At 38.9% G+C, this 25,964-nt stretch carries 29 protein-coding genes; 12 read left to right on the top strand and 17 right to left on the bottom strand.

What is annotated here, in order from left to right; genetic code table 11:
* The first annotated feature begins 121 nt into the window (after nt 1–121).
* Nucleotides 122–1,054, top strand: coding sequence for a peptidylprolyl isomerase (locus ABJN95_RS19375; protein ID WP_348372915.1), 933 nt, complete (start codon nt 122–124; stop codon nt 1,052–1,054).
* A gap of 392 nt (nt 1,055–1,446) precedes the next feature.
* Here the strand turns inward: ABJN95_RS19375 and ABJN95_RS19380 are convergent, their stop codons facing one another.
* The 5 genes from ABJN95_RS19380 to ABJN95_RS19400 all read right to left on the bottom strand — a co-directional run bounded on the left by ABJN95_RS19380 (nt 1,447) and on the right by ABJN95_RS19400 (nt 5,005).
* Complete coding sequence (locus tag ABJN95_RS19380; protein WP_138659665.1) at nt 1,447–1,641, bottom strand: cold-shock protein; 195 nt, start codon at nt 1,639–1,641, stop codon at nt 1,447–1,449.
* Nucleotides 1,642–1,826: 185 nt separating this feature from the next.
* Nucleotides 1,827–2,207: a hypothetical protein gene (locus ABJN95_RS19385; RefSeq protein WP_348372917.1), complete on the bottom strand. Its 381-nt coding sequence runs from the start codon at nt 2,205–2,207 to the stop codon at nt 1,827–1,829.
* Nucleotides 2,208–2,249: 42 nt separating this feature from the next.
* On the bottom strand, nt 2,250–2,966 hold the full coding sequence (locus tag ABJN95_RS19390) for a hypothetical protein (protein ID WP_348372918.1): 717 nt from the start codon (nt 2,964–2,966) through the stop codon (nt 2,250–2,252).
* A 190-nt stretch (nt 2,967–3,156) separates the two neighbouring features.
* Complete coding sequence (lpxD, locus tag ABJN95_RS19395; RefSeq protein WP_348372920.1) at nt 3,157–4,149, bottom strand: UDP-3-O-(3-hydroxymyristoyl)glucosamine N-acyltransferase; 993 nt, start codon at nt 4,147–4,149, stop codon at nt 3,157–3,159.
* Between the two features lie 217 nt (nt 4,150–4,366).
* Nucleotides 4,367–5,005 carry a peroxiredoxin gene (locus ABJN95_RS19400; RefSeq protein WP_348372921.1) on the bottom strand — a complete coding sequence of 213 codons (639 nt, stop codon included), beginning with the start codon at nt 5,003–5,005 and terminating at the stop codon, nt 4,367–4,369.
* 105 nt (nt 5,006–5,110) lie between these two features.
* Here ABJN95_RS19400 and ABJN95_RS19405 point away from each other — a divergent pair, with 105 nt between their 5' ends.
* Nucleotides 5,111–5,656, top strand: a complete 546-nt coding sequence (locus tag ABJN95_RS19405; RefSeq protein ID WP_348372922.1) for a YfiT family bacillithiol transferase — start codon at nt 5,111–5,113, stop codon at nt 5,654–5,656.
* 102 nt (nt 5,657–5,758) lie between these two features.
* Here ABJN95_RS19405 and ABJN95_RS19410 read toward each other — a convergent pair whose 3' ends face one another.
* The 3 genes from ABJN95_RS19410 to ABJN95_RS19420 are packed head-to-tail and all read right to left on the bottom strand — an operon-like array spanning nt 5,759 to nt 7,192.
* Nucleotides 5,759–6,286 carry a GNAT family N-acetyltransferase gene (locus tag ABJN95_RS19410; RefSeq protein WP_348372923.1) on the bottom strand — a complete coding sequence of 176 codons (528 nt, stop codon included), beginning with the start codon at nt 6,284–6,286 and terminating at the stop codon, nt 5,759–5,761.
* A 6-nt stretch (nt 6,287–6,292) separates the two neighbouring features.
* Entirely contained in the window at nt 6,293–6,613 is a 321-nt protein-coding gene (locus tag ABJN95_RS19415) for a cupin domain-containing protein (RefSeq protein ID WP_348372925.1), read from the bottom strand.
* 21 nt (nt 6,614–6,634) lie between these two features.
* The gene (locus ABJN95_RS19420; protein WP_348372927.1) at nt 6,635–7,192 is read right to left on the bottom strand and encodes a thioredoxin family protein; all 558 of its coding nucleotides are present in this window, start codon (nt 7,190–7,192) and stop codon (nt 6,635–6,637) included.
* 115 nt (nt 7,193–7,307) lie between these two features.
* On the opposite strand from ABJN95_RS19420, the gene ABJN95_RS19425 reads away from it, so the two are divergent.
* Together ABJN95_RS19425 and ABJN95_RS19430 are read left to right on the top strand one after the other, a co-directional pair.
* Nucleotides 7,308–8,228 (top strand): bile acid:sodium symporter family protein, encoded by a 921-nt coding sequence (locus ABJN95_RS19425; RefSeq protein ID WP_348372929.1) that lies wholly within the window; start codon nt 7,308–7,310, stop codon nt 8,226–8,228.
* A complete protein-coding gene (locus tag ABJN95_RS19430; protein WP_348372930.1) occupies nt 8,225–9,262 on the top strand; it encodes a lysophospholipid acyltransferase family protein in 1,038 nt (345 codons plus the stop codon). Before ABJN95_RS19425 ends, ABJN95_RS19430 begins: the two co-directional genes overlap by 4 nt.
* Nucleotides 9,263–9,328: 66 nt before the next feature.
* Here the strand turns inward: ABJN95_RS19430 and ABJN95_RS19435 are convergent, their stop codons facing one another.
* The 3 genes from ABJN95_RS19435 to ABJN95_RS19445 form a co-directional block, all read right to left on the bottom strand.
* The gene (locus ABJN95_RS19435) at nt 9,329–11,851 is read right to left on the bottom strand and encodes a M14 family zinc carboxypeptidase (RefSeq protein WP_348372931.1); all 2,523 of its coding nucleotides are present in this window, start codon (nt 11,849–11,851) and stop codon (nt 9,329–9,331) included.
* Nucleotides 11,852–11,953: 102 nt separating this feature from the next.
* Nucleotides 11,954–12,337, bottom strand: coding sequence for a PUR family DNA/RNA-binding protein (locus ABJN95_RS19440; RefSeq protein ID WP_348372933.1), 384 nt, complete (start codon nt 12,335–12,337; stop codon nt 11,954–11,956).
* 77 nt (nt 12,338–12,414) lie between these two features.
* Nucleotides 12,415–14,166 (bottom strand): ABC transporter ATP-binding protein, encoded by a 1,752-nt coding sequence (locus ABJN95_RS19445; RefSeq protein ID WP_348372935.1) that lies wholly within the window; start codon nt 14,164–14,166, stop codon nt 12,415–12,417.
* A 180-nt stretch (nt 14,167–14,346) separates the two neighbouring features.
* On the opposite strand from ABJN95_RS19445, the gene nusB reads away from it, so the two are divergent.
* From nusB to yajC, 3 genes are all read left to right on the top strand, one after another.
* Nucleotides 14,347–15,294, top strand: coding sequence for a transcription antitermination factor NusB (gene nusB / locus ABJN95_RS19450; protein ID WP_348372937.1), 948 nt, complete (start codon nt 14,347–14,349; stop codon nt 15,292–15,294).
* 159 nt (nt 15,295–15,453) lie between these two features.
* Entirely contained in the window at nt 15,454–15,927 is a 474-nt protein-coding gene (locus tag ABJN95_RS19455) for a DUF1573 domain-containing protein (RefSeq protein ID WP_348372939.1), read from the top strand.
* Between the two features lie 22 nt (nt 15,928–15,949).
* On the top strand, nt 15,950–16,240 hold the full coding sequence (yajC, locus tag ABJN95_RS19460; RefSeq protein WP_348372941.1) for a preprotein translocase subunit YajC: 291 nt from the start codon (nt 15,950–15,952) through the stop codon (nt 16,238–16,240).
* A gap of 128 nt (nt 16,241–16,368) precedes the next feature.
* On the opposite strand, the gene ABJN95_RS19465 is transcribed toward yajC, so the two are convergent.
* Together ABJN95_RS19465 and pepT are read right to left on the bottom strand one after the other, a co-directional pair.
* On the bottom strand, nt 16,369–16,965 hold the full coding sequence (locus ABJN95_RS19465; protein ID WP_348372942.1) for a DUF1801 domain-containing protein: 597 nt from the start codon (nt 16,963–16,965) through the stop codon (nt 16,369–16,371).
* Nucleotides 16,966–17,043: 78 nt separating this feature from the next.
* The gene (gene pepT / locus ABJN95_RS19470; RefSeq protein WP_348372944.1) at nt 17,044–18,267 is read right to left on the bottom strand and encodes a peptidase T; all 1,224 of its coding nucleotides are present in this window, start codon (nt 18,265–18,267) and stop codon (nt 17,044–17,046) included.
* A 72-nt stretch (nt 18,268–18,339) separates the two neighbouring features.
* On the opposite strand from pepT, the gene ABJN95_RS19475 reads away from it, so the two are divergent.
* Nucleotides 18,340–18,783: a hypothetical protein gene (locus tag ABJN95_RS19475; RefSeq protein ID WP_348372945.1), complete on the top strand. Its 444-nt coding sequence runs from the start codon at nt 18,340–18,342 to the stop codon at nt 18,781–18,783.
* Between the two features lie 91 nt (nt 18,784–18,874).
* Nucleotides 18,875–19,918, top strand: a complete 1,044-nt coding sequence (locus ABJN95_RS19480; RefSeq protein WP_348372946.1) for a quinone-dependent dihydroorotate dehydrogenase — start codon at nt 18,875–18,877, stop codon at nt 19,916–19,918.
* Here ABJN95_RS19480 and ABJN95_RS19485 read toward each other — a convergent pair.
* Entirely contained in the window at nt 19,908–20,333 is a 426-nt protein-coding gene (locus tag ABJN95_RS19485; RefSeq protein WP_348372948.1) for a Dabb family protein, read from the bottom strand. The two genes, ABJN95_RS19480 and ABJN95_RS19485, sit on opposite strands and share 11 nt — an antisense overlap.
* A gap of 28 nt (nt 20,334–20,361) precedes the next feature.
* Between ABJN95_RS19485 and ABJN95_RS19490 the strand changes: the two genes are divergently transcribed.
* Together ABJN95_RS19490 and ABJN95_RS19495 are read left to right on the top strand one after the other, a co-directional pair.
* A complete protein-coding gene (locus ABJN95_RS19490) occupies nt 20,362–21,039 on the top strand; it encodes a LysE family translocator (RefSeq protein ID WP_348372949.1) in 678 nt (225 codons plus the stop codon).
* A 30-nt stretch (nt 21,040–21,069) separates the two neighbouring features.
* Entirely contained in the window at nt 21,070–21,936 is an 867-nt protein-coding gene (locus ABJN95_RS19495) for a hydroxymethylglutaryl-CoA lyase (protein WP_348372951.1), read from the top strand.
* Here ABJN95_RS19495 and ABJN95_RS19500 read toward each other — a convergent pair.
* The 3 genes from ABJN95_RS19500 to ABJN95_RS19510 are packed head-to-tail and all read right to left on the bottom strand — an operon-like array spanning nt 21,933 to nt 23,763.
* A complete protein-coding gene (locus ABJN95_RS19500) occupies nt 21,933–22,292 on the bottom strand; it encodes a hypothetical protein (protein ID WP_348372953.1) in 360 nt (119 codons plus the stop codon). The genes ABJN95_RS19495 and ABJN95_RS19500 overlap by 4 nt on opposite strands.
* Before the next feature lie 6 nt (nt 22,293–22,298).
* Nucleotides 22,299–22,853, bottom strand: coding sequence for an FMN-binding protein (locus ABJN95_RS19505; RefSeq protein WP_348372954.1), 555 nt, complete (start codon nt 22,851–22,853; stop codon nt 22,299–22,301).
* On the bottom strand, nt 22,837–23,763 hold the full coding sequence (locus ABJN95_RS19510) for a DUF6607 family protein (RefSeq protein WP_348372956.1): 927 nt from the start codon (nt 23,761–23,763) through the stop codon (nt 22,837–22,839). Before ABJN95_RS19510 ends, ABJN95_RS19505 begins: the two co-directional genes overlap by 17 nt.
* Nucleotides 23,764–23,867: 104 nt before the next feature.
* On the opposite strand from ABJN95_RS19510, the gene ABJN95_RS19515 reads away from it, so the two are divergent.
* Complete coding sequence (locus tag ABJN95_RS19515; RefSeq protein ID WP_348372958.1) at nt 23,868–25,961, top strand: TonB-dependent receptor; 2,094 nt, start codon at nt 23,868–23,870, stop codon at nt 25,959–25,961.
* The last annotated feature ends 3 nt before the right edge of the window (nt 25,962–25,964 follow it).

Here is a 25,964-nt window from a genome sequence, read left to right on the forward strand (position 1 = left end):
CAGAAGAACCGATAACCAATCGCTTATCTCAAAAATAGGGTACCCTACCATCGGTCCTACATGTGCTGTCTTCCATCAACTAAAAATCCCTACCTTTGCGGCTCATTAAAATTCGCTTAAAATGCAAGAAGGAATCTACGCAAAATTCAATACCTCAAAAGGAGAAATACTCGTAAAATTAACACACGATAAAACCCCAGGAACGGTTGGCAACTTTGTTGCCTTAGCGGAAGGGAAACAACAAAATACAGCAAAAGCTGCTGGAGAACCTTACTACAACGGTTTGAAATTTCATAGGGTCATACCAGATTTTATGATTCAAGGGGGATGCCCTCAAGGCACCGGAACCGGAGATGCCGGATATAAATTCGACGATGAGTTTCACCCAGATTTGACACATGATGGGCCAGGAGTACTTTCTATGGCAAATGCCGGACCCGGAACGAACGGTAGTCAATTCTTTATCACCCATATTGCAACACCTTGGTTAGACAACAAGCATACCGTTTTCGGCCATGTGGAATCTGGGCAAGATATTGTAGACGCAGTGGCCCAAGGAGATGAAATCGAAAGTGTTGAAATCGTAAGGGTAGGGGCGGAAGCTGAAAGTTGGGATGCCGTTGCAGCTTTTGAAACTTTCAAGAATTCTGGCGCTGAAAGGCTAGCCGCAGAAAAGGCAAAGCAGGCCGCTGAACTAGACAAGGTTGCTGCAGGTTTTGAGTCAACAAATAGTGGACTCCGATTTAAAATTATCCAAAAAGGAGATGGTGCCAAAGCCCAAGGTGGTAGCCAAGTATCAGTGCATTATGAAGGGTCTTTATTGAACGGACAAGTTTTTGATTCTTCGTACAAGCGAAATGAACCCATTGGTTTTCAACTGGGTGTTGGACAGGTAATCAAAGGTTGGGATGAAGGAATCTCGCTGTTGCAGGTAGGCGACAAAGCTCGTTTCGTAATTCCTTCAGATTTAGCTTACGGCAGTGCTGGCGCGGGAGGTGTGATTCCTCCAAATGCAACACTTATTTTCGATGTTGAATTGATGGATGTTCGATAAGAAAATTACACAACATGAAATCAACTCCCTTTTGGTAAAAAAGGGAGTTTTTTTATATCACAAATAGGTGAAGGGAGTTCACAAGGCATATAGTAGAGAGTAGCCATAAGAATTTACGCTAAACTTCAGCGCATCAGAATCTCAATTATCGAGTTGACTCAAGTTATTGCTCGTCTACACTAAGAAACAGCAGCAAAATGTTTACCGCTATAAGGATTACTAATATGATAAAAAAGGTAGCCAAAGAAGGTTAATTTTAGGGGTATATGTATACCATAAAAACAACTTGAAATAATATTACCCTACCTCATTTATTGTTAAATTATGATTGCGCATAAAAAAAGGCCGCAACTATAAGTTGCGGCCTTACTATAAAAAAGTTTAATACCTACCTAGTCTACTACCTTCACATTAACGGCGTTCAATCCTTTTTTACCTTGTTGTAGTTCAAATTCCACAACATCACCTTCACGAACCTCGTCGATTAAGCCAGAAATGTGTACAAAATGATCTTCGTTCGAACCTTCTTCAGTTATGAAACCATATCCTTTGGAATCATTGAAGAACTTAACTGTTCCTTTACTCATAATACTAAAAATTAAAAATTATTAAAGGCCAAAGATACTATTTAATTGTTAAATGTCTGAATTTTTGCAAGTTATATTTGAATTAAGATAAGGTAAAGGATATGAATTGATTAGCTTTTTTTGTGCGACAAACACTCCTGATTTTTCTTATCTATAGGTGTTTTCTTACTTCAAATAGGGCTCAACTAGGAAACAAGTTCTTGAATATTTCGCGTAACTCCCTTAAGGTCTAAAGCAAGTATCGCCGAAGCCAGGTTTATAATAGAACTCGCCCTATCGAGTATCGTTTGAACATTCGTTAATTTTTTATAAAGCTCCTGCGATTCTTTGGTAATAGTATCAATTTTGTTCAAGCTATCTTGAACGTCCTCTAGAACCAAAACGGCCGACTTGGTGTACAATTCAGTAGTGTATGTTAGCTGTTGGTTGTGCATACTCTTAATGGTTAGATCCTCCTCCTCAGTAAGGGAATCAATGTTATTATAGCGGTAGTCACCCAAAGCATTTGCCATTTGCAAAAAATTATCGGCAAGTTGTTTTACCTCTTCAGCATTTAGATTTCTCATCTTTTGTCGATTTGAGTTTTCCAATACAACAATTTGTAGTCTTTATCGCTTAATCAAGGCAGTAGAATGCATTTTAAGTTGGCTACCATACTTGGCCAAAGCGACTTTCAGATCATCATTATGCAACTGTTCAACCTCTGCATAAAGTTTAGAATGACCTTCTGCAATTGAATTTAATATTTTTGAATATTCCTCTAACTCACGCTGTTGACGTTCAATTTCCTGAATTCTTAAAAAATAGTCTTCTGCAAATTTGGTTCGTTCATAGGTCGAAAGTTCTGTATCACGTACCAAATCGAAATAATAGTTTTTGATACTGCTTTTCTGCACTTCCAACTTGCCTTTGAGATTGCCAGCCAGATTCAAATCTAAGAAATGAAGTAAATCTTGAACAGGTTGATTTGCATTTGAGATGTAAGTTTTGATTTTATTTCTTCGGTATCGGTCGGTAAATGCTCGTCCTATTAGCGTGATGATGTTCGAATACGATTTTGCCTCAGCTTCATTCACTTGAATTGAACCAAAATTTCCTGAAGTAATCGCATTTGTAAGTCCCTCTGTCTGGTAGTTAGTGAGCTGGTTATCGGAAATGTTGGTCAAAGCATTAAAATAACCTTGCAGCCCGTGATACATCAGTTCGGTAATGCGATCCGCTTCCTGATTTTGGGTGCAATCGCAATCGGTTTGGTGAATGTTTAAGGTAGTAATATGCTTATTTTGGCAATCCGAAAGACAAGTTTTATAAAAACTGGGTGACAAAGTTTCAAAGGTTGCTACGCTTTCTATGGCAGAGGTTGAAAACGCAGTAACATGTTGGAGGTTAACACAATTACTAAAAAGTAGCGCGCAACACAATGCAAGGAAAACATATTTTACTCGATATTGGGGCATCTGCACAGTTTTCTCCTTACAAGGTAAAAAGAATTTTTTAGTTCTCCCCGTACTTGGTTTACTGTTTGGCCAATTTTCGCATCATTACCCATTGTTTGAGCATATCTCTAGAATCTTGTGCAGGATACCCTAAAACAGTTTTGCCGGCCTCTACGTCTCCTACAACACCTGACCCTGCTCCAACAGTTACCCCTGAATGAAGTGTAGTATGATCTTTTATAGAGGCGCTACCACCTATGATCACTCCATCTCCTAGGGTTACCGAACCAGCCAAGCCACTATGACCGGCCATGATGCAAGACCTTCCCATAATGCAGTTGTGCGCGATTTGTACTTGATTGTCTATTTTGCAATTATCACCTATAATAGTTGCACTAAATTTTCCACGATCGACACAAGAATTTGCTCCAATCTCGACGTCGTCACCGATGATTACGGTTCCTATTTGTGGAATTTTAACTAGTCCTCGGCCATCATCACTAGGTCGGTAGCCAAAACCATCGGCACCAATGCTTACATTATTATGCAAAATACAAGCTTGACCAATTTCGCAACGCTCTCGAATGACAGTCCCAGACCAGATCACAGAGTTCTTACCAATGCTAGTGCTGTCTAAAATGGTTACGTTAGGATACAAGACTACCCCATCTCCTAGTACTACATCTTTACCAAGGTAGCAATGCGCGCCAATTTTACAGGCATTACCAATTTTTGCAGTTTCATGAATTACGGCAGTAGGGTGAATATCAGTCTCAAAAACTGGTGGTTCAGGTTCAAAGGCTTCCAGTACTTTGGCCATTGCCAAATCCGCGTTTTTAACTTTGATCAGGGCACGATTCTCTCCCGGTTCTACCTCTAGGTTAGCATTGACAATGGCCACAGAGGCTTTGGAATCCTTCCAGCGCGATACATACTTACTACTGCCTATAAAGGTGATATGATTGGCCTGGGCTTTTTGAAGTTCTTCTGGGCCGGTGATGGTTTGTGTAGTATCTCCGACTAATTCACCTTCGAGTAAGGTGTTGATCTCAGCTATTGTAAAAGATTTCATGCGAATACGTTTGGTTTGTGTTATTATGGTTGACGGCAAGATAACATATATAGACCAAAGCGTAAATGGCTCCGAATGAAAATGGGATAGATATAGTAGCAACACCAGGTAAATTATAAGTGAAAATTATAAAGTTTCACCTTGCCAACTTTAAAATACCTTAAACCAAAAAACCTCCTATAACTCAGGAGGTTTAAATACTGTTGTTGCAAAAAAGCTATGCAGTTGGGTCAGGAGTCATACGTAAATAGGGTTTTACCTCTTCAACACCTTTAGTGAAAATCTCTTTGGCCTCTTGTGTAGGTATTGACGGACTTACCACTACATCTTGTCCGTTTTCCCAATTTGCTGGAGTGGCCACCTTGTGGTTGGCGGTTAATTGCAACGAATCTACCACCCGCAGCAATTCATAAAAATTACGACCCGTTGAGGCGGGATAAGTCAACATTAGCTTTACGGTTTTATCGGGAGCAATAATAAATACCGATCGAACGGTAAGGGTGCTATCAGCATTAGGATGAATCATATCATAAAGGTCAGCAACCTTTCTGTTTTCATCGGCTAGTATTGGAAAGTTCACCGTAGTATTTTGCACTTCGTTGATGTCTTTTATCCATTCTACGTGAGAAGCTGCTCCATCAACGCTCAAAGCGAGCATCTTTACATTTCTTTTATCGAATTCCCCTTTGAATTTGGCCGCTGTGCCCAATTCGGTAGTACAAACAGGAGTGAAATCAGCCGGATGTGAAAATAATATACCCCAACTATCACCTAGATATTTATATAAATTTATGGTTCCCACAGAACTATCTGCGGTAAAATCTGGAGCAGTATCGCCCAATCGTATTGTTGCCATTTTTTGTTGTTTTTAGTACATTTTATTATCCTATAAAATTAGTAGGTAAAAAAGATTTTCTTGAATCTTCAAGGTTAAAAATGTATTAAAGTTTATTTTTATATTATGGAAAATTCCTTAGAAAAACTACGATATCCCATTGGTCATTTTGAATGCCCAAAGGAAATTAGTACAGCTCAAATCAATGATTGGATTCATGTTCTAGAAGCGCTTCCTCTGCGTCTTCAAACCTTGGTTAAAAATCTAAGTGCGGAGCAGTTGGAAACCCCTTATCGCCCTGATGGATGGACGATACGTCAAGTAGTGCATCATATTGCCGATAGCCACCACAATAGTTACACACGCTTTAAGTGGGCTCTGACCGAAGATCAACCCTTGATTAAAGCGTATGAAGAAAAAGAATGGAGTAACCTGTTTGATGCGAGAACAGCTCCCATTCAGCTTTCGCTAGATTATATAAGCGCTTTGCATGCTAAATTGGTTTATTTGCTAAAAGGCCTTTCCGAAGATCATTTGAAGAGACCGTACTTACATCCTGACGGAAATGTAGTGGTTACCGTGGCCGAGAACATTGGAAAATACGCCTGGCACGGCAATCATCATTATGCTCATATCGAAGGTGTGCTGAACCGCAAAGGTTGGAGTTTGTAAATCTAGAGTTTTAGGAGGCATGTATTTGGGTCATTCTGTAGCTGCTATTGGCAAATTCGCAGCCTTCAGCCTAAAACACTGGGCACTCTGCTAAGGTAACGATCAACACCTTTTTACCATAACCCACATCGAACTTTCATCTTCAATGACCGTGGGAAAAGTAACCTTAGTTTCACTGTGAATTTCAAATCCGTTTTTGAGATAAAAATCTTGAGCAGGTCCTTTTTGCATCGTATCTAACCAAACTATTTTTTTATGCATCTCCTTGGCTCGTAGCATTACGAATTGAAGCACTTTTTTGCCAATTCCTTTTCCTGAATGTTCGTTTAGAATGTAAATCTTATCGATGCATAAGGCCTCGCTCTCAGAAAATGGAGGTAGCGAAGCGTTTATGGTAAGTTTTAGAACACCTACAGCTTTCAGGTTGCTCAAAATTCGAAAAAGTATGGTATTGTCATCTTTCTGTTCCTTTTCAAGAATGACTCTTGTGAAACTACGTTGAATATAAGGTAAAGAATTTCCGTTGGGCCAAAGATGCAAATAGTGTTGATTGTAGGCTTGAATGCCTACCTCGATATAGCTATCGTAGTTTTTAGGTGTTATGGGTTCGAAATGAACAATATTTTGCATGCAACACTATACTTTTTCACCACCCTCAGGCCCGTAAAAAATAACCCAGGTTGAAAAATCGTCTGTAAAGTTTTCAAATCGATGTTCGATTCCGGCCGGAACGAATAGGAAATCACCTTTTTTGACTTCAGTTTGCACTCCATCATTCAAGAATTCTCCTTTACCCGAAATGATTATATAGGCCTCATCTCTGGAGTGGGGCTGCTGCAAATCTACTTTTTCAGGTTTATAAACTTCTACTAAAAGTGTTCCATGTTCGAATACAGTTAGAAATGGAGATTCGATCTTTGCAAGCTTTTGAAGCGCCTCTTGTGGATTTATTTTCATTTTAGCTGCGATTGATTGCGATTATTGCTTCCATTTGATATTACACCCGATACTTGGTTTTTGTACTTGTGTATTCTCTTTTCCGCTAAGCAATGCATCTATAGCGGTTCGTAAATCTGCTCCGGTTAGTGAAATTCCATTTCCGGGCCTAGAATCGTCTAGTTGCCCCCGATAAACCAATGCTAAATCGGTATCAAACAAGTAGAAATCGGGAGTGCAGGCTGCATCATAGGCTTTTGCTACCTCTTGCGTCTCATCGTACAAATAGGGAAAAGAATAACCCACTTCTGCTGCAACTTTTTGCATGAAGTGTGGGGCATCTTGCGGATAGTTGACAATGTCATTGCTTGAAATAGCGATAAAACCAAGTCCCTTTGCTTGATATTCTTTTGCTACCCTTACAATTTCCGGATTTACATGAACTACAAACGGACAATGATTACAAATAAACATAATTACAGTTCCTTTGTCGCCCTTAATAGCCCCTAGGTGCAGGGTTTCCTCACTTAACGAATCCACCAAGTTGAAGTCTGGTGCTTTTGTACCTAAGGGTAACATATTACTTGGTGTTAAAGACATATTATCACAATTTACTAGTATTTAAAGTTAAAAGTATTTGACCGATTCTTTGTTATCTCCTGTGCTATTTTTAACTTGACGCCTTTACTTTGACCAACCAACACTAATCCTATTTTTGACCGACTCCGTTCTCGATACTGTTCAAATCAATTTTAATTCAGAAACTCTTTGGGTGCTGAACTTTGCATTGGCATTTGTTATGTTCGGAATCGCGCTTGAAATTTCGATTGGAGATTTCAAACGTTTATTGAAACACCCGAAACCTATTTTAGTGGGTATTTTTAGTCAGTTTCTCGTGCTTCCGGCCATTACATTTCTGTTGGCGCTGGTCCTTCAACCTATGCCCAGTATAGCACTAGGAATGTTTATGGTCGCAGCTTGTCCTGGCGGAAATATATCGAACTTTATAACCCATCTTTCTAAAGGAAATACTGCTTTGTCAGTTAGCCTAACGGCTATTGCAACACTATTGGCTGTTGTGTTGACACCTTTAAATCTTCAATTTTGGGGTTCGCTTTACGCTCCGACGGCTACAATCTTAAATGAGGTTGCCATCTCCTCACTAGAAATGATCAAGCTGGTGGCCTTGTTATTGGGTGTACCTTTGATTTTGGGGATGTATATCAACCATCGCTCTCCAAAAATCGCTAAGCAAATGGCGAAGGTGCTAAAGGTGGGCTCCTTGGCCTTCTTTGTTGCGCTCATATTCATAGCCTTGTATAACAACAGAACTATTTTCATAGACTACATTGTATATGTTTTTTGGATTGTTCTACTGCACAACCTGATCGCATTTACAACCGGATTTTCACTTGGCAAACTATTCCAACTTTCAGAGGAAAATATTCGTAGTATCACTGTGGAAACCGGTATCCAAAATTCCGGGCTGGGTCTGTTGCTAATTTTCACCTTTTTCGATGGATTAGGCGGAATGGCTTTGTTGGCAGCTTTTTGGGGAATTTGGCATCTGATTTCAGGTCTTCTGCTCGCTTCATTTTGGGGTTATAAACCAATAAAAAAAGAAAAGCTCGCTTGAAAAATCTAATTTACAGCATGGTGAAGATTTGGATGAAGACTAACCTTCATCTCTACTATGGGAAGATTAAAGTTTCAGGACTTGAAAATGTACCCAAAGATAAACCTGTATTGTTTTTGCCCAATCACCAAAGTGCGTTGTTGGATGTTTTACTTATTGCAGTTGATTGCAATCGCAAACCCTGGTTTTTAACGCGGTCTGATGTTTTCAAAAGCAAGACACTAATTTCAATATTTAATTTTTTTCAGATGATTCCTATCTACCGCATTCGCGACGGAAGAGAGTCTTTAAAAAACAATCAGGCCGTTTTTGACCGCTGTTCCGAACTACTAGTGCACAAGCAAGCCATTCTTATGTTTCCGGAAGCGAACCACAATTTGAAGCGAAGAGTGAGACCGCTAAGTAAAGGTTTCACCAGAATTCTTTTCAATACGCTCAATGTGGCGCCCAACACTGATATACACCTTGTACCCGTGGGAATTAATTATAGAGATGCTGTACGTTTTCCAGATAAGGTGGCCCTATATTTCGATACTCCTATTGCCGTTAAGGACATGTACAACCCGATGAAGGAACGGGAGTCGATTGATCGCATAAAAGATGCCGTCTCAAGTAGGTTAAAAAAGCTTACTTCGCATATTGAAGATGAAAATAGCTATGAAGAAACTGTAAACCGCTTGGATGTAATTGGAGTAGATTATTTAAACCCTGTTCAGGTGAATGAGGCGATCGCAAATGGCGCTATAACAGAAGTTGTCACAAACAGGCAATCAGCCTTTTTATCTGAGCTTGGTCAGAGCTTGTTCTGGCTCCTCAACTTTCCGATTGTGCTGTTTTGGAGAACTTTTGTGAAACCGAAAGTTTGGGAACCCGAATTTATGGGAACCTTGCGATTTGCTTTCGCACTTTTGACTTACCCTATATATTATGCAATACTATTTACGATTGTGGCCCTCAGCTGGAATCCACTTATTGGCTTAGTGGTGGCACTTGCTTTGTTCGTTTTTAATTGGTTTTTTGTACGGATGAAATAGATTTTTATTTCAAAACCCCTTTCTCCGTTCTGTTAGCAGTACGTTCCATCATAGCTAGATTGAGAGCTACATCATATCTCCGAAGAAAATAGCATTCATCAGAAGCTTATTCGTGCCATACCAAAATGCCCTAAACTGAGTATTATCGGTAAAAGCAATAACTCTTCCTTTGCCCAATCGCCTTACTTGAAAAGGCACAGTGTTTTTTACAAGCTCTTGATTTTCCTCTGAAATGTAGCCACTTAATAACGGATTAGCAGTATATAGAATAGGATTATTATAGCTGTTTTTATCAGCCTCAACATAGATGTTTGTGTTTCTAAACATAGCTAAGTTGTTGTTCTTATATCCATAATTAATGGGGTGAGAGCGATCTAGTTTTGTTTGAAAAATTGCGCCACCGGTAACTTGCGCTCCCAGAAAGTCTCCCTTCTTGTCAAATGGAATATTTTTGGCAACCAAAGTGTCTTTTTTAAATTTTAATGTCATCAGTTCACTTTTGCTGAACCATTCCACAGCATTTCTATACCCAATCAAGGTGCCCCCTTCCTTCACCCATTTCTTCAATTTTTCAGTATTCTTTTTGCTTCTAACGCTACTGTTAACACTTGGTACAATGATATCGGTATAATCGCTGAGATCTACCCTGTCAAAGTATGCCATATCAATTTTGGTAAGCTCAATATTATAACGTGTATCGAAAAGGTGCCAAATTTCTCCTGCGTCGTAAGAACGTATTCCATTCCCTACCAAAATGGCTATTTTTTGTTTTTTGATAGCATCATAATCATTACTGCCTAGATCAATTCCTTGCGTTAATCCGGTACTAACAGATACAATTTGAATTTTGCTTTCACGCGCAATATCGATCAAGAAGTTATGCAAATCGGTGGCATTCAAAGCTTGGTTTTGAACGGGGACCATAATGGTTCCGTAATCGTACTTTTTACCCTCTAGGGTAAAAGGTGATTTAGCGACTTTGGCTCTCAAGCCTTTTTCCAAAATGGTGTTTAATGCTTTTGGCGTATAGTATTCGTGCCACTCGAAAAGGTATGCATAGCTGCTTTTGGCGCTTACAGTTCCTGTTAAAGGGGCGAAATCTGTAATTTCTGGCCCAGCTTGGTTTAAAGAGCTTAATTCTGAATAATCGACATTAAAGGCCAATGGAAAAGTCCAAGCCGAAACATCATAGAAAAGGCTATCAGTAAAAGTAGTACGTTTTTCAAACATGGCTTTGATCAAGCGATGGTTCTTTTGATTCATAGGCACTACGTAGCTGCTACCCTTTTTGTAGGCTTTACCGCTTATGGTAGCATCGTTCGCTAGTTCGTGGAACTTGATTTTATGACGATTTAAAATTTCTGCCAAATGCCAAGATTTTGCCGCATCTTTACTATCACCAAATACAATGGCCTTGGTTTTACTTCGCGCCGCCATATTGCGGGTATCCGAATAAAATCCTTTTTGGTAGTTTAAAATTTTCACTCGCATATTCTTTGCTGCTTCAATAGTTGACAGTGCTGCAGTAAATTGATTTCGAATGGTAAACGGAAAAGTGAGCAATCCGTTTTCACTTTCCTGAATATGGCCTCGAGAACTACCTTGTTCGAATAGTATTCCGATACCTCCATTTACATCGGGAAAGGTTGATCCCTTTCCGTAGTAATAATCATCGAAGTTTTCTCCTGAATAATACAGCGAGCCCAATTTGTCTAAGGCCTTTACGTGATAGCCGCCAATCTCGGCCGTAAGCTCTTGGTTCATTTTAGGCGTCAGGGGGTGTGTTCTTGAAGGTTCTCCAGGTTGAAAAAAGAAGGTAGAATTGGTGCCCATCTCATGATGATCGGTCAAAATATTCGGCATCCATTTATGAAAGCTCTCAATACGCGCTCTACTCTCAGGAAGTTGTACAGGTAACCAATCACGATTCATATCGAACCAATAATGGTTGGTGCGCCCTCCAGGCCAAACTTCGTGGTACTCACGGTCATTGTTGTCTGCTATAAGATTTTGAGCTTTATTCGTATTCGCCCAATAGGCAAAACGTTGCAAGCCGTCGGGGTTGAATGAAGGATCCATAAGAATCACCATATTGTTTAACAAGGATTCAATTTCAGGTCCCTGAGCTGCGGCTAGGTAGTAGGCATAAGCTAGACCTGCATTTGCACCGCTTGGTTCGTTTCCATGGATTGAAAAACCCTGATAAACTACTATTGGCATATTTTCGATAGCAGTTGAACTTCCAGCTTCCGTCAGGGCAATATGATCTGCTCGTAGCTGCTCGATGTTTTTATGATTCTTTGGAGCGGTGACGGTCAATAACAAAATAGGCCTTCCTTCAAAGGTCGTTCCTCTATTCTCAATAGTCATCCGATCAGAAGCTTTAGCAAGCGTTTGCATATAAAACATGAGTTTGTCATGGGTTATATGCCATTCACCAACTTCATGGCCAATAATTTCTTTTGGTGTCGGTATATTTTTATCATAGGTGATGTCTTGGGGGAGATAGTAATTGAGGTCTAGTTTTTCTTGAGAAGTAAGTGTTTGTACTGAAACGAGCGCCGCGAGAAGGAGTATTGTTTTTTTCATAAAAGTTTGGTGTAATTAGTCAAAGTAAATTTAAGTAAACTAAAGCCCATAAAAAAACGGCCCATTCAGAATGAAGGACCGCTTTTTTGCTATTCGAATAACTTATATATCGTCGAAGTCGATATCGGTAAAACTTTCGGTAGATTTTACCTCGCCAGTTCCTTCTACAGGAGCGGTGTCTTCCTCTTTTTTAAAATCTTTTTGATGTCTTTCAGAAATGACTTCAGTGCCTTTTTCGTCGATGATGAAATCCATCATTTCAATGACATTTTCCTTGAAGGCGTCAAAGTCTTCTTTGTAAAGGTAGATTTTGTGCTTCTTATAATGGAAAGAACCATCATCGTGGGTAAACTTCTTGCTTTCGGTGATGGTAAGATAGTAATCACCGGCTTTAGTGCTTCTTACATCAAAAAAATAGGTTCTTCTTCCGGCCCTTAGAACTTTGGAGTGTATCTCCTCTTGTTCCATTGAATCTCTTTCGCTCATCTTGGGTTGTGTCTAGTTAGTGCTAAATTAATATTCTACCAAAAATGAAAAAAAAAAGCGTATCCAGCAACAATTTATTAGTTTTCTTTCTCCGATAGCTGGTTCTCAAACAGCTCTTTGTAATACCCGTCGATACTATTAAGTTCTTCATGGGTACCTTCTTGCAGCAATCTGCCATCTTCCAAAACTAAAATCCTATCGGCATTTTTAGCAGAAGATACGCGATGGCTAACGATGAGGGTAGTTCGGTTATGGGAAGCCTTTTTAAGGTTGTTTAAAATTTCTTCTTCAGTCTCGGTATCTACCGCGGAAAGACAATCATCAAAGGCATAGATTTCTGGATCTTTCAGTAATGCCCTTGCAATTGAAACACGCTGCTTTTGCCCTCCACTTAGGGTAATGCCTCTTTCTCCTAAAACCGTATCGTACTGATTAGTGAAACCCATAATGTTGTCATGAACTACTGCATTTTTGGCTACGGCAATTACCTCTTCCTTGGTTGCATTATGCTTCCCGAATTTAATGTTGTTTTCAATAGAATCTGAAAAGAGAAAAGCGTCTTGAGGAACGGCACCGATAGCTTCTCGGAGACTCGTAAGGTTCAAATTTTTGATAGCGACATCATCGATTAAGATTTCTCCCGAGGAAACATCATACAAACGCGCTACTAAATCTAAAATGGTCGATTTTCCAGAGCCTGTTTTGCCAAGAATAGCGACGGTTTCACCTTTATCAATTACAAAAGAAATATTTTTAAGTGCCGTAATCTCAGTATCTTCATACGTGAAAGTGACATCCTTGAACTCAATTTTACCATGAACTGGTGTTTCATGAGCCACCTCATTTTGCATTTCGGGTTGCTGCTTTAAAAACTCGTTTATTCTTTTTTGCGACGCTTCTGCTCGTTGCACTATAGTAGTTAACCATCCGACAATAGCAACTGGCCAGGTAAGCATGTTAACATAAAGAATAAATTCAGCAATAAGTCCAACCCCGATTTCTCCCGCTAAGTATTGTTTTCCTCCAATATAGATCACGAAGATATTGCTAATGCCTATTAACAAGATCATCAACGGAAAGAACCAAGCGTTTACCTTGGCCAAACGCATACTTTTATCCTTTCCCTCAAGCGCCAATGTCTGTAATTCTTGATTGGTTTGGGGTTCTAGTGCATAAGCCTTTATTACCGAGACTCCTGAGAATGTCTCCTGTGTAAATGTGGAAAGGGTCGATAGATATTCTTGAACTACTGTACTTCGTTTATGAATTAGCTTGCTAATTTGATATATAAGTACCGATAATATCGGCAAGGGTACTAAGGTGTAAGCTGCAAGTGTTGGAGCTTTTATGAACATCAGAGGAATTAGACAGGCGAAAAGCGTTAGGGTTTGTATACCGTACATTATGGCAGGCCCGGCGTACATGCGTACTTGATTAATATCTTCACTAATACGATTCATTAAGTCTCCGGTCCGATTGTTTTTGTAGAAATTAAGACTCAATAGTTGGTAATGATCAAATACCTCATTTTTTAAATCGTATTCTATATAACGAGAAACATTAATTACTGTCTGGCGCATCAAAAAAGTGAAAAAGCCTGATAGTAACGCTGCCCCAACGATTATAAGAATGTAGGTGAGAATGGTATCTTCGGCTACCCCCTTCTCGATAATTCCCTTAAAATTGTCTTCAACAACCGAGAGTATCTTGTTGACATACGAAGGCATCACCAACTGAAAGACCCGGGCAATAACGGTAATTACCATCCCTATTAGAAGCTTGAACCAGTATTTTTTAAAATATTTGTTAAGGTGTTTGAGTTCCTTCATGCAGTCGAAATGCTTTGGGTCGCCAGTTTTGATTTCAATTCACCAAAGATAGGTGTTTGCTATAAAACCAAATGTTATAAAATGTATAACATAATAACCTTTAGATAACTCGCGGTTTAGAAATAGATTCCTATTTTTGCGCTGTGATAAATCGCCCAATTCTATTTAAAGTTCTTTAACATGTTAACAAGAAGGCATATCAGGGTAAAAGTGATGCAATGCATATACGCGCTGATTCAATCGAAGGATGATTCTCTGGAAAAACAAGAAAAGTTTCTGGAGGACAGTATAGGAAATATGTATACGCTTTACTTGTTGATGTTAAGTCTCCTCAAAGAGGTTCATCATTTTGCTGCTAGCCAAGTAGCACTATCTTCAAAAAAATATTTAGAAAATGCTTCGGATGACTTTCCAAACAAAGAGAAGTTTTTCCGGAACAAAGTTTTGATGCAAATTGCAGAAAATAGTTTGCTAAAGGAGGAGCTAGAACAGAGGAAACTCAAAAACTGGTACTTAAACGAAGAATATGTAAAACTGATTTATAGGGCGATAATAGAAAGCAAAAGCTATATCGCGTATATGCAAACACCAACGAGTACCTACGAGGAAGACAAACAATTGATAAAAACTTTGTTTGAGGAGATAATTGCTCCAAACGAAAAAATCTATGATTATTTTGAAGATGATAAACTGACCTGGGTTGATGATATACCTATAGTCAACACTTTTATCTTAAAGCAACTGAAGAAGGTGAAAGAAGACAAACAGCCGAAGTTCTTTTTGCCCCGATTGTTAAAAGATGAAGAGGATATGAGCTATGCAAAGCAGTTATTGACCAAAACACTTTTAAACAATGCAGCATGGGAAAAGGAAATAGAGGGCAAAACACCTAATTGGGATAAAGACCGTATTGCCGATATTGATTCCATATTGTTGAAAATGGCCATTTGTGAACTGTTAAATTTTCCCTCCATACCCGAAAAAGTAACTATTAATGAATTTTTAGAGATAGCAAAAGAGTATTCTACTCCAAAGAGTAGCATCTTCATTAATGGAATTTTAGACAAGCTGGTCAAAGAATATAAAGCCGAAGGAAAATTAAAGAAAATGGGTAGAGGCCTCTTGTAGGCCCTCTTAGTTCGGAGATTTTCGCTTAGGCAATGTATTTTCACTAGCTCATCGACGAACGGCATTTGAAAAAAACCACCTTTGAACAGACTATCAAGACAATTTTATCGTTAATCTATAATATTTATCTAATTTTGTAATTACTAAAAAATCAATAAAATGAAAAGAGTTATTTTATTTGTAGGGGCATTATCCCTTTTCGCTTTTGTTTCCTGCAAGGAAAACGCCACTAGTAAAATCAATAGTGACAATGTAGCTGTTGCAGCGCAAAGAGATGAGGCTGCAAAGCAAGTTCCGGTAATGAGCTTTGAAAAAGCCGAACACGATTTCGGTACTATTGAGCAAGGAACTCCTCAAGAAACGGTTTTCAAATTCACCAATACAGGTAACGGACCGTTGATTATTACTGACGCAACAAGTAGCTGCGGTTGTACTGTACCCGAATACCCAAAAAATACACCAGTAGCGCCAGGAGAATCTGGAGAGATGTTGGTAAAATTTAACGGATCTGGTCAAAATCAAGTGACAAAAACTATAACGGTTAAAGCAAATACTGCGAAAGGTTCTGAGATTTTAAGAATCAAAGCGTTTGTTAACCCTAAAGGTGCCGCTCCGTTAGGACCAACCAAGTAACCCTTTAAACCAAGAACACATAATGGGCGATATTCAGAGTTTACTTCCAATGCTACTGATTTTTGTGGTAGCGTATTTTTTTATGATACGTCCACAAATGAAGCGTGCTAAGGACGAAAAAAAGTTTGCAGCAGAACTAAAACGTGGTGATCGTATCATCACTAAAAGCGGACTTCACGGCAAGGTGATGGATGTCAATGACAAAGACAATTCTTGTGTTATTGAAACTATGGCTGGTAAGCTGAAGTTTGATCGTTCAGCAATTTCTTTGGAGATGAGCAAAAAACTAAATGCTCCAGTCGAAAAGAAATGATAATCACAAACTAGGAATAGCGAAGCCTTGATCTTTTGATCAGGGCTTTTTCATTTTAAGAGGATAAACATAAATTTCAAATTCAATCACCAACTCTGAGTTCGGAGCTTTATTTTTTTAGATTTTGTTTATCGGTACATATCGTTTAACCCTTTCCCTTCTGTTATCATAGGGAGGATCTTTTCAAGGCGCGACAGCTTTGTTTTTTCCTGTTTTGCTGTTGCGATATATTCGCCATACTCGTTTTGATTATATAGCGATAGCTTTTTGAATGCTATGGCCGCACTTTTGTTCTTGTTCAGCGCATCTTTTAAAAGTTTCGGCACCGGCTTTTTTATGGCTTTCTTCTTAGTCGCGACCAAAACTCTTCCATTTTTTTGATTGTCAATGGCTTCGTGCATATAACTCAAAACCGCGGTTTCATCAATAGCATCGATGGAATGGAATTTCCAATGGCGCATGGCCTGTGTTTTCCCCTCTTGGGCATTTTCCAAAACCTGCTTCTCGTCTTTGAGAAACACACCATTAAAAAACCAGATACCGAAATGCTTTTTGAATTTACAAATAGACAGTACATTTTTTCCATCCAAGGTATAGGTAGGGAACATCCATTTGTAAGTTTCCTCCATTCCGGTTTTTAAAACAAGATCTCTAAGTTTGCCGATAGCCTTTGAGAAATGATGTTCTTCGCTATAGTAGCGTTCTACTTTTTCCGCTCTTTCCATTGTCGAAAAATCGTTTGGTTACAGAATAATTTAGTGTAGTGATCTACCCCAATAGCCAGCGGGATCAAAAATCGAAAACTACTTCTCCGTAACAAGTTCGCAAATTTTTACGATAACTTCAACGGCTTTCAGCATGCTTTCTACCGGTATATACTCGTATTTTCCATGAAAATTATGTCCGCCAGCAAAAATATTCGGGCAGGGCAGTCCCATATAACTTAGTTGTGAACCATCGGTTCCGCCACGAATGGGTTTGATGATGGGTTCTACCCCGACTTTTTCCATAGCTTCTTTTGCAATTTCGACAATATGAAAAACGGGTTCAACTTTCTCACGCATATTGAAGTACTGGTCGCTTAATTCCATTGAAATACAACCGTCGTGGTCTTTGTTAAGTTTAGTTGCAATATCGCGAAGCAATTGTTTTCGTCTTTCAAATTGTTCCATATCATGGTCGCGTATGATCAATTCAAATACTGCATGTTCAATTTCGCCCTCCATGTGATGAACATGAAAAAAGCCTTCTCTTCCTGAGGTATTTTGAGGCGTTTCTTCAGGCGGCAGAATAGACATAAATTCGGTAGCTATACTTAACGCATTTATCATTTTACCTTTGGCATATCCTGGATGTACGCTTTTTCCTGAAATGGTTACCTTGGCCTTGGCGGCATTGAAATTCTCATATTCCAATTCTCCTATTTGGCTTCCATCTATGGTATAGGCCCAATCAGCACCGAACTTTTCTACATCAAATTTATGTGCGCCACGACCTATTTCTTCATCTGGCGTAAACCCAACGCGAATAGCTCCATGCTTGATTTCCGGATGATTGATCAGGTGTTCCATGGCCGTAATGATCTCGGTGATTCCTGCTTTGTCGTCGGCACCCAAAAGGGTTGTTCCATCCGTTGTAATTAAGGTTTGCCCTTTGTACTGTTGTAAATCTTCAAAATAAAAAGGAGAGAGCACTATTTTTTGGTCTACATTCAAGATGATATCACCACCATCGTAATCTTCAATTATTTGTGGCTTTACATCTGTTCCTGTAAAATCAGGAGTGGTATCAAAATGTGCAATAAAACCGATGGTGGGCACTTTTTTATCTATATTGCTGGGTAGAGTCGCCATAATATAGGCGTTGTTATCAATAGTAACATCTTGCATACCTATCTGTTTGAGCTCATACACCAACTCGTTGGCTAAATGCCATTGCTTTTCAGTACTTGGGGTGGTTTTGGAGGTCGGATCGCTTTGTGTGTCAATACGAACATAACTCAAAAAGCGCTCTATAATATCTTGCATTTGTATAATTTTTGACTAAAAATACTGTTTATACAATAAGAATTCCAAGAATTGAATTTAGAAACCAAAATCATGTACTCGAAAATAGTTGTTCCGTTTTTTGTTTTGCTTTTATTTTCTTTCTGGGGAAATGCACAAGATTGCACCTTAGATGTTGGAGGAAAGAATACCGATATTCTTATCAAGGTTTTTCAAATGAACGAAGCGCAAATCAGTAAGATGGAGACTTTAGCTGCTGAACTTGCCATAGAGACCAAAGTTATTGAAGATGAAATTCAAAAACTTTTTGATGACCATCCTCAAAGTACACCCGAAGAATTGGAGACGCTTTCCAATAAGTACAAAGTGTTTCAAGAAAAAATTGTCATGGCGTCAAAGGCCACTGATAAAATGTTATTGAGCTCCTTCAATGAAAAGCAATACGAACGGTATTTAGAACTCTGTTACGAAGCTCTTAGAAGGCCAATTAAAGTAAAACCTATAAGTTTAACCGATACCATTTCCACGCCTGAATAATTGTCAACTGCAAACTGTTGATAAAATCGCCTGAGATAGCATAAATACTCAGCCTGAGTTCGTATTTTTGACGAAATCTTGGCCGCCATTCATGTATAAGTTTCTTATTAGACCTTTCCTTTTTCAGATGAATGCGGAAAGAGCTCATTATTTCACATTTTCCCTAGTACGTTTGCTGTCTAAAATAGGTTTTTCAAGACTGTTTAGAGCACTTTATGTTGTTGGGGATGCACGTTTGGAGCGCGAAGTTTTCGGACTTAAATTTAAGAACCCTGTGGGTTTAGCCGCAGGATTTGATAAAGATGCCAGATTGTTCAATGAATTTTCAAATTTTGGATTTGGTTTTGTTGAAATAGGAACCCTTACCCCCAAACCCCAATCAGGAAATCCAAAACCCCGATTATTTCGTCTAAAGCCAGATGAAGCCATTATCAATCGAATGGGTTTCAATAATAGTGGAGTGTTTGACGCCGTTGAACGATTAAAAAAAGAACATCAGGTTTTAATAGGAGGTAACATTGGAAAGAACAAAGCAACCCCTAATGATGAAGCGATTAAAGATTATTTGATTTGTTTCGATGCGCTTTTTCCATACGTTGATTATTTCGCGGTCAATGTGAGTTCACCTAACACCCCCGGGCTCAGAGAACTGCAAGATAAGGAACCCTTAAAGGCTTTGCTTCTTGAACTAAAGAAAGAGAATTTAAAGTGTCCGAAATCCAATGAAAAAGGGAAACCTATTCTGCTAAAAATAGCGCCTGATTTGACCGACGAACAGTTGCTCGACATTATCGAGATTGTAAAAGATACTGAAATTGACGGCGTTATTGCTACCAATACCACCGTCGCAAGAGACCACTTAAAATCTGACTTGGTTTCTACCGAAGAGAAAGGCGGTTTGAGCGGTAAACCGTTGACGCACAGGAGTACCGAAGTTATTCGGTTTTTAGCAGAGAAGAGCGGAAAAGCATTTCCAATTATTGGAGTTGGAGGAATTCATTCTGCAGCAGATGCGATAGAAAAACTGGAGGCAGGAGCTGACCTTGTTCAGGTATATACCGGTTTTATTTATGAAGGCCCTTCTTTAATTAAGCGGATAAATAAAGCGATTCTGAAAGATACAATTAGTTCTTAGTCCAGTAATCTACTACCAACACATCGTCCAAATGTGGTCCTAAAACATCACCAAATGCCTTGTGGTCTGGGTGCGGTAAATATATCGCTCGGTCTTCTTCACTATTAAACGTCAAGAAAAAGCAGTGCGTAAATCCTTTTTCCAGCCCTTCGGGACTATTGTTTAACCCCCATTCGTAATCCTTGATTTGAGCTATTTTAGAGGGGAGAGCACTAAAAGCCGCCTCAACTTTTTTGATATTTTCAGAAGAGGTTCCATCTTTAAATTTAAAAAGAACTACGTGTCTAAGTACACTGTCATTTGCCATAGTGATCTTTGCTTTAGTTTCATCTTCGTTATATTTCCAAGTTGCTGAAATACAAACTAATGCCGCAAAGGCTATAAATAAAACTAAGGATATTTTTTTTGTGTTCATCGCCTGTGTTTTTGGTAAGATATGAAAAATGGATATTACTTCAATGGATTTTGTATTTTCAATCTTTAACATTTCTATTTTGAATTACGAAATTTTATATGCTTTTGTGGGTGCTACGGCTTTGCTGTCGCTGTCGCCAGGCCCCGATAATATTTATGTGCTTATGCAAAGTATTACCAATGGTAAGAAGTTTGGTTTGGCGACTGTAGCAGGTTTAATGACCGGCTGTTTGGTGCATACCACTTTATTGGCCTTTGGAGTCTCAGCAATTATTAAGGAAAACGATAAGCTGTTTTTCGCAATAAAGCTTTTTGGAGCCTTGTATCTTTTTTTTCTGGCTTTTCAGCTATACCGCGGCGATGATACAATCTCTCTTACCAAGGAAGCGGTACCAAAAAAGAACCTGTTGCAACTTTTTCAACAAGGTTTTATCATGAATGTACTCAACCCTAAAGTCACTATTTTCTTTCTGGCCTTCTTTCCAGGGTTTTTGTTTAGTGCATCTATGAGCACAGTATTACAGTTTTACGTATTGGGACTGCTATTTATTGCAGTTTCTGCTCTTGTTTTTAGCGGGATTGCCATTTTATCGGGAATGATCTCAGAGCTTATTATCAAGAATGCGAATATAGGAATCATGCTAAAATGGCTACAGATAATTGTTTTTATCGGCATTGCCGTCTATCTCCTTTTATCTGATAAATAGTAGTAATTTTGAAATGCAGTAGAATCGCAAATGTCAGAAAAAGTTAAAGTAATTGAATGTCCGCGTGATGCCATGCAAGGTATCAAAGCTTTTATTCCTACAGAGGATAAGGTGAGATATATTCAGTCTCTTCTAGGCTGTGGTTTTCATACTATCGATTTTGGTAGTTTTGTTTCACCCAAAGCAATTCCTCAAATGGTGGATACCGCCGAGGTGCTCGCGCAATTAGATTTGTCAGCTACCGAAAGCAAATTGTTGGCAATTGTAGCCAATGTTCGCGGTGCGCAAAATGCATCGGAGCATGAGGAGATCAATTATTTGGGCTATCCTTTTTCGATTTCAGAGAACTTTCAAATGCGTAATACCCATAAGACCATTGCGCAGTCTGTAGAAACCTTGCAAGCTATTTTTGATATCGCCGCTGCCGCAGGAAAGGAAGTAGTCACCTATATCTCAATGGGTTTTGGAAATCCGTATGGCGACCCCTGGAATGTTGAAATAGTTGGGGAGTGGACCGAAAAATTGGCAGAGATGGGTGCGCGTATATTGTCGCTTTCAGATACGGTTGGATCCTCTACACCTGAGGTTATTGACTATTTGTTTTCGAATCTGATTCCCAAATATCCTGAAATTGAGTTTGGCGCACACTTACATACTACGCCAACGAAATGGCATGAAAAGATAGATGCTGCCTACAAAGCAGGCTGTCGCAGATATGATGGAGCCGTTCAGGGGTTTGGAGGCTGCCCAATGGCCAAAGACGAACTCACTGGCAATATGCCTACCGAAAAAATGTTGTCTTATTTTACCACGGCCAAGGCCGACTCCAACGTAAATTGGTTGGTTTTCGAAGCGGCCTATAATAAAGCGTCTGAACTTTTTTCAGCATATCACTAATCACCAGAACATAGACCGCCTAAAAAGTTGTCTAAATTCATTTGAAATAGCGTTCCTTCGACAAGATCTTCTACAGCGGCCAATTCTTTGGCATTCATAGCGAAGGTTATTTGTTTTGCGGGTGAATCTACCAAAAGTGCCTTACACGAATCATTGTTTGTACAATCTTTACATAGCGTACTATTGTCTTTCGTATACTTAATGTTTTTAGAAAATTGATGTAGTTCCTCTTTAGACAGTAGCAATCCTGTATCTCTAAAGACAATTTGAACTTTCATAATGTCTTTGACACTGTTTCTTTTCCATTGAAAAGCGAATCCAAAGGTATTGTGGTATATGGGGTGTATGTCTTGCATTTTGAATTATTTAATAGCCTCTTTTTCTTTTAAAATTTGAATGCTCTTCAGAACATCTCCGACTGCCTTTGTCATGTTAGATGCGGAAATGGTGGCCCCGGAAATAGCGTCAATGTTATCGCCATAGGTGAGTACATCACCAAAAGACAGCCCTATAAATTGTTTTAGCCATCTTTGACTGCCTATTTGCTTACCATGCTCTTCTCTATAAATCAGCACTTTTGACTTTTTGATGGTAAAGTCAGTATGGAACATCAAGATGTAGTCGAACTTTCGTTTCATACTTGCTGCCTCTCCTACATACAAATAACCAATGAGATTTGAACCCGAATGTATCTCGAATAGTCTGTTATCCGTAAAATCAGCTGGGGTTGCGCTGTTGACATCCAGGGGTACCGTTATGCTTTTTAATTTGACGTTATCTACTTCATAGGTTGACCTTATGGCAGCGTCTATTTTCTTTTGTAACCTTAGGCTGATTTCGCCTCCGGAGAATGAAAATGATAATCCTATGCTAAGCAATGCTGCAATCGCTAAAATGGTGCTATTTTCCTTCCACATTTGTCACAGATTTATCAGTAATGAATTTTTGGAGTAGGCTGCTGATTTTTCCAAGTTTGGCGTTTTCTTTTTCCAGTTTATAAAAATGCATGAACAGTGGTTCTTCGTCAATAGTTTTACGAAGTGTTAATTCACCGGTGCGGTTATACACTTCATCCCATGAATTCCTGACTTTACCCCAAAACTTATTATTACTAGCCCACCAATCTTTTGCCCTTTGACATTTTTCGTCAGCTACCTTGGTATAAACATTATAGCCTTTTTCTTGTACTAACAAAATATCTTCTTGATTGTCTTCGCGAATCAATTTATCATTGTCTTGTTCATGCAACCAGCCGTAATTGGTAATTTCCTGACGATTGCCGCGTAGCATTACATTGTAGTCCGTGCGCTTGGTATATTCTCGTCTGGGTAGCGGCGAGGCGGTTTTATTTTCCCAATAATGTTTGCCATCTGCATGTATCCAAGTTGATGAACCAGAATATCTGGGACTGTCATCTACCTGAAATACCTTTTGCGTCCATTGCCCTTTCACCCGCTCTTTTGCAAGGGTTTTGAACTTCCAGGTATTGTCTTTGTCGTAATAGAATACGTTTTGGTTTTCGTATTCCCAATCTTGTCGCCAGTGTTTTATGACTCTGTTGTCATTAACGAGTAATAGGTGTTGTATGGATAGTTTATTGTCTTTTTCTTCAATAAGTTCTGCCCATTCTAGAGCTCCAGATGTATAGTCCAAGTGCTTTTCATAATCGATTTCTGGAGCAAAAGTTTCGGTGTATTTAAAGGTCACCTCGTAACAACCGCACATGCCTTTAATGGCGTCAATGTCTTGTTGTTTTTTGTTTTTTTCCGACTGGCCAAATACAGAAACGGCCATCGATAACATTCCTAAAAAAGTTAGTTTTCTCATTTTAAATGGTTTAAAAGTGGATCAATAATTTTCTTCGTCAAAAATAGTATTTTTATTTAGATTGAATTAAAATAAGATATATATTTGTCAAAAAATTATTAGGAATGAATCTAAATAAGGTTTTAACGTCTTTGTTTATAGGTGTTTTGAGCGCATCTGTTTTTGGACAAGAAATGTTTGTTCAAAAAGATTCGGTGTTAATTCAAGATTTAGATGAGGTAATTGTGACGGCTACACGTACCGTTCGACAGCTTTCTTCAGTGCCTTTGCCGGTGACTTTGATTTCGAAAAAACAACTTCAAAAAACAGGAGTTATTCGGCTTAATGAAATATTGAATGAGCAAACTGGAATTATTACTGTAGCTGATGAAAGCGGGTTTAGTGGTGTTCAAATTCAAGGTATTGCCTCCGATTATGTTTTGATTCTTATGAACGGTGTCCCGTTGGTTGGTAGGTCAGCCGGCAACTTTGATTTGAGCCGATTGACCGTTGGCAATATCAAGCAGATAGAGGTGGTAAAAGGACCTTCTTCGAGCCTGTATGGTTCAGAAGCTTTGGGTGGGGTTATAAACATTATTACGGAGAAACCCGATGATGAGAATATTCATGGCAATGCTTCGTATCGATTTGCCTCTTTTAATACCCATGATGTGAATATTAATTTTGACCAGAAACTAGGAAAATTTGGGTATTCCTTATTTGCGAACACGCTACATAGCGATGGGTATGATTTAAGACCTGAAGTTATTGGCCAAACGGTTTCTCCATTCCAAAACTACACATTTAGTGGCCAGCTAATATATGACTTTTTTGACACCCTAAAATTGTATGCCTCCGGGCGATTTTACCAGCAAAACCAAGAAGCAGATTTGCTTGTGAATGATCAATTTTTTGAAGGTAATAGTGATATCAATGAGGGAAACCTACACCTTCGATTGGATCATGCCCTTGGTTCAAAATGGCAATTGCAATATGAGTTCTATTATACAAACTATAAGGCCTCTGAATTTTTGGAAAACCCTATTTCTAAAGACTTACTAAGTCAAAGTGATTTTGATCAAAACCTTTTGAGACCAGAAGTTCGTGCAACCTATTCCTTAAAGCCAAAACATAATTTAACGGTAGGGGTGGGATACAATTACGAAAATCTTGACCGGACTTTCTTTGATGAAAAAGTGACTTTTGATTCTCAGTACGCTTATGCACAGTATGACTTTTATCCTTCAAAAAAATTAAATCTTATTCTTGGCGCTCGCTTCGATAATCACAGTGAATACCAATCTCAGCTTAGCCCGAAAGTGGCTATCAACTATAAACTAAGCGATGCGATTTCATTTAAAGGCTCTATAGGATATGGATTTAAGGCACCAGACTTTAGACAGTTGTATTTTGATTTTACAAACTCTGCTGTTGGTTACACCGTATTAGGATATAATGTCGCTGTCGAAAAAATTCAGGAGTTAGAAGAATTAGGTCAAATAGAGCGACTTCTTTTTGAGGTGGGTGCATTAGCGAATCCATTGGAAGCAGAAAGTTCCATTGGCTACAATTTGGGAGCTGCCATTACCGAAGGGAAAGTTAAATTCAACATAAACCTGTTTCGCAACGATTTTAAGAACCTTATTGATACCAGGGCTATTGCCAGAAAAACTAACGGACAAAACGTATTCAGCTATACCAATTTTGATGAAATCTATACTACCGGACTAGAGTTGGATGCCAAGTTTAAACTATCAGATAACATACATCTTTCTGGGGGGTATCAATTGTTATACGCAAAAGACAAACAAAAAAAGGTGGCCTTGGAACGGGGCGAGATTTTTGCACGTGACCCCAATTCGTTGCAAACGGTTGCATTAGATGATTCTGATTATTTCGGGCTCGTCAACCGTTCTAGGCACACCGCAAATTTCAAGATCTTTTACGAAGTACCACAATGGGATTTTAATGCCAACCTACGTATCAATTATCGAAGTAAATACGGCCTTTTTGATAGTAACGGCAATAGTATCATAGACGATTTTGACACCTCTTTTGTTAACGGTTTTGCATTGAGCAATATCACCCTGAACAAAACATTTGCCGATAACTATTCCTTACAATTAGGAGCGAACAACCTATTTGATTACAAGGATGCAGAAAACATACCAGGACTCGCTGGGATACAATTATTCACCAAAATAAATATTCAATTCTAAAAA

Origin of the sequence: Maribacter sp. (genome assembly GCF_039974175.1) — a bacterium.
Classification (GTDB): Bacteria; Bacteroidota; Bacteroidia; order Flavobacteriales; family Flavobacteriaceae; genus Maribacter_C.

What these genes read in the sequence shown, in the direction of transcription:
- lpxD (WP_348372920.1), bottom strand. Translation starts at nt 4,149, where the DNA reads ATGAAATCTTTTACAATAGCTGAGATCAACACCTTACTCGAAGGTGAA.
- ABJN95_RS19480 (WP_348372946.1), top strand. Translation starts at nt 18,875, where the DNA reads ATGTATAAGTTTCTTATTAGACCTTTCCTTTTTCAGATGAATGCGGAA.
- ABJN95_RS19405 (WP_348372922.1), top strand. Translation starts at nt 5,111, where the DNA reads ATGGAAAATTCCTTAGAAAAACTACGATATCCCATTGGTCATTTTGAA.
- ABJN95_RS19440 (WP_348372933.1), bottom strand. Translation starts at nt 12,337, where the DNA reads ATGAGCGAAAGAGATTCAATGGAACAAGAGGAGATACACTCCAAAGTT.
- ABJN95_RS19505 (WP_348372954.1), bottom strand. Translation starts at nt 22,853, where the DNA reads ATGTGGAAGGAAAATAGCACCATTTTAGCGATTGCAGCATTGCTTAGC.
- ABJN95_RS19385 (WP_348372917.1), bottom strand. Translation starts at nt 2,207, where the DNA reads ATGAGAAATCTAAATGCTGAAGAGGTAAAACAACTTGCCGATAATTTT.
- nusB (WP_348372937.1), top strand. Translation starts at nt 14,347, where the DNA reads ATGTTAACAAGAAGGCATATCAGGGTAAAAGTGATGCAATGCATATAC.
- ABJN95_RS19475 (WP_348372945.1), top strand. Translation starts at nt 18,340, where the DNA reads ATGTACTCGAAAATAGTTGTTCCGTTTTTTGTTTTGCTTTTATTTTCT.
- ABJN95_RS19515 (WP_348372958.1), top strand. Translation starts at nt 23,868, where the DNA reads ATGAATCTAAATAAGGTTTTAACGTCTTTGTTTATAGGTGTTTTGAGC.
- ABJN95_RS19490 (WP_348372949.1), top strand. Translation starts at nt 20,362, where the DNA reads ATGGATATTACTTCAATGGATTTTGTATTTTCAATCTTTAACATTTCT.
- ABJN95_RS19495 (WP_348372951.1), top strand. Translation starts at nt 21,070, where the DNA reads ATGTCAGAAAAAGTTAAAGTAATTGAATGTCCGCGTGATGCCATGCAA.
- ABJN95_RS19415 (WP_348372925.1), bottom strand. Translation starts at nt 6,613, where the DNA reads ATGAAAATAAATCCACAAGAGGCGCTTCAAAAGCTTGCAAAGATCGAA.
- ABJN95_RS19380 (WP_138659665.1), bottom strand. Translation starts at nt 1,641, where the DNA reads ATGAGTAAAGGAACAGTTAAGTTCTTCAATGATTCCAAAGGATATGGT.
- ABJN95_RS19455 (WP_348372939.1), top strand. Translation starts at nt 15,454, where the DNA reads ATGAAAAGAGTTATTTTATTTGTAGGGGCATTATCCCTTTTCGCTTTT.
- ABJN95_RS19510 (WP_348372956.1), bottom strand. Translation starts at nt 23,763, where the DNA reads ATGAGAAAACTAACTTTTTTAGGAATGTTATCGATGGCCGTTTCTGTA.
- ABJN95_RS19410 (WP_348372923.1), bottom strand. Translation starts at nt 6,286, where the DNA reads ATGCAAAATATTGTTCATTTCGAACCCATAACACCTAAAAACTACGAT.
- ABJN95_RS19400 (WP_348372921.1), bottom strand. Translation starts at nt 5,005, where the DNA reads ATGGCAACAATACGATTGGGCGATACTGCTCCAGATTTTACCGCAGAT.
- ABJN95_RS19500 (WP_348372953.1), bottom strand. Translation starts at nt 22,292, where the DNA reads ATGCAAGACATACACCCCATATACCACAATACCTTTGGATTCGCTTTT.
- ABJN95_RS19435 (WP_348372931.1), bottom strand. Translation starts at nt 11,851, where the DNA reads ATGAAAAAAACAATACTCCTTCTCGCGGCGCTCGTTTCAGTACAAACA.
- ABJN95_RS19420 (WP_348372927.1), bottom strand. Translation starts at nt 7,192, where the DNA reads ATGTCTTTAACACCAAGTAATATGTTACCCTTAGGTACAAAAGCACCA.
- yajC (WP_348372941.1), top strand. Translation starts at nt 15,950, where the DNA reads ATGGGCGATATTCAGAGTTTACTTCCAATGCTACTGATTTTTGTGGTA.
- ABJN95_RS19485 (WP_348372948.1), bottom strand. Translation starts at nt 20,333, where the DNA reads ATGAACACAAAAAAAATATCCTTAGTTTTATTTATAGCCTTTGCGGCA.
- pepT (WP_348372944.1), bottom strand. Translation starts at nt 18,267, where the DNA reads ATGCAAGATATTATAGAGCGCTTTTTGAGTTATGTTCGTATTGACACA.
- ABJN95_RS19445 (WP_348372935.1), bottom strand. Translation starts at nt 14,166, where the DNA reads ATGAAGGAACTCAAACACCTTAACAAATATTTTAAAAAATACTGGTTC.
- ABJN95_RS19375 (WP_348372915.1), top strand. Translation starts at nt 122, where the DNA reads ATGCAAGAAGGAATCTACGCAAAATTCAATACCTCAAAAGGAGAAATA.
- ABJN95_RS19465 (WP_348372942.1), bottom strand. Translation starts at nt 16,965, where the DNA reads ATGGAAAGAGCGGAAAAAGTAGAACGCTACTATAGCGAAGAACATCAT.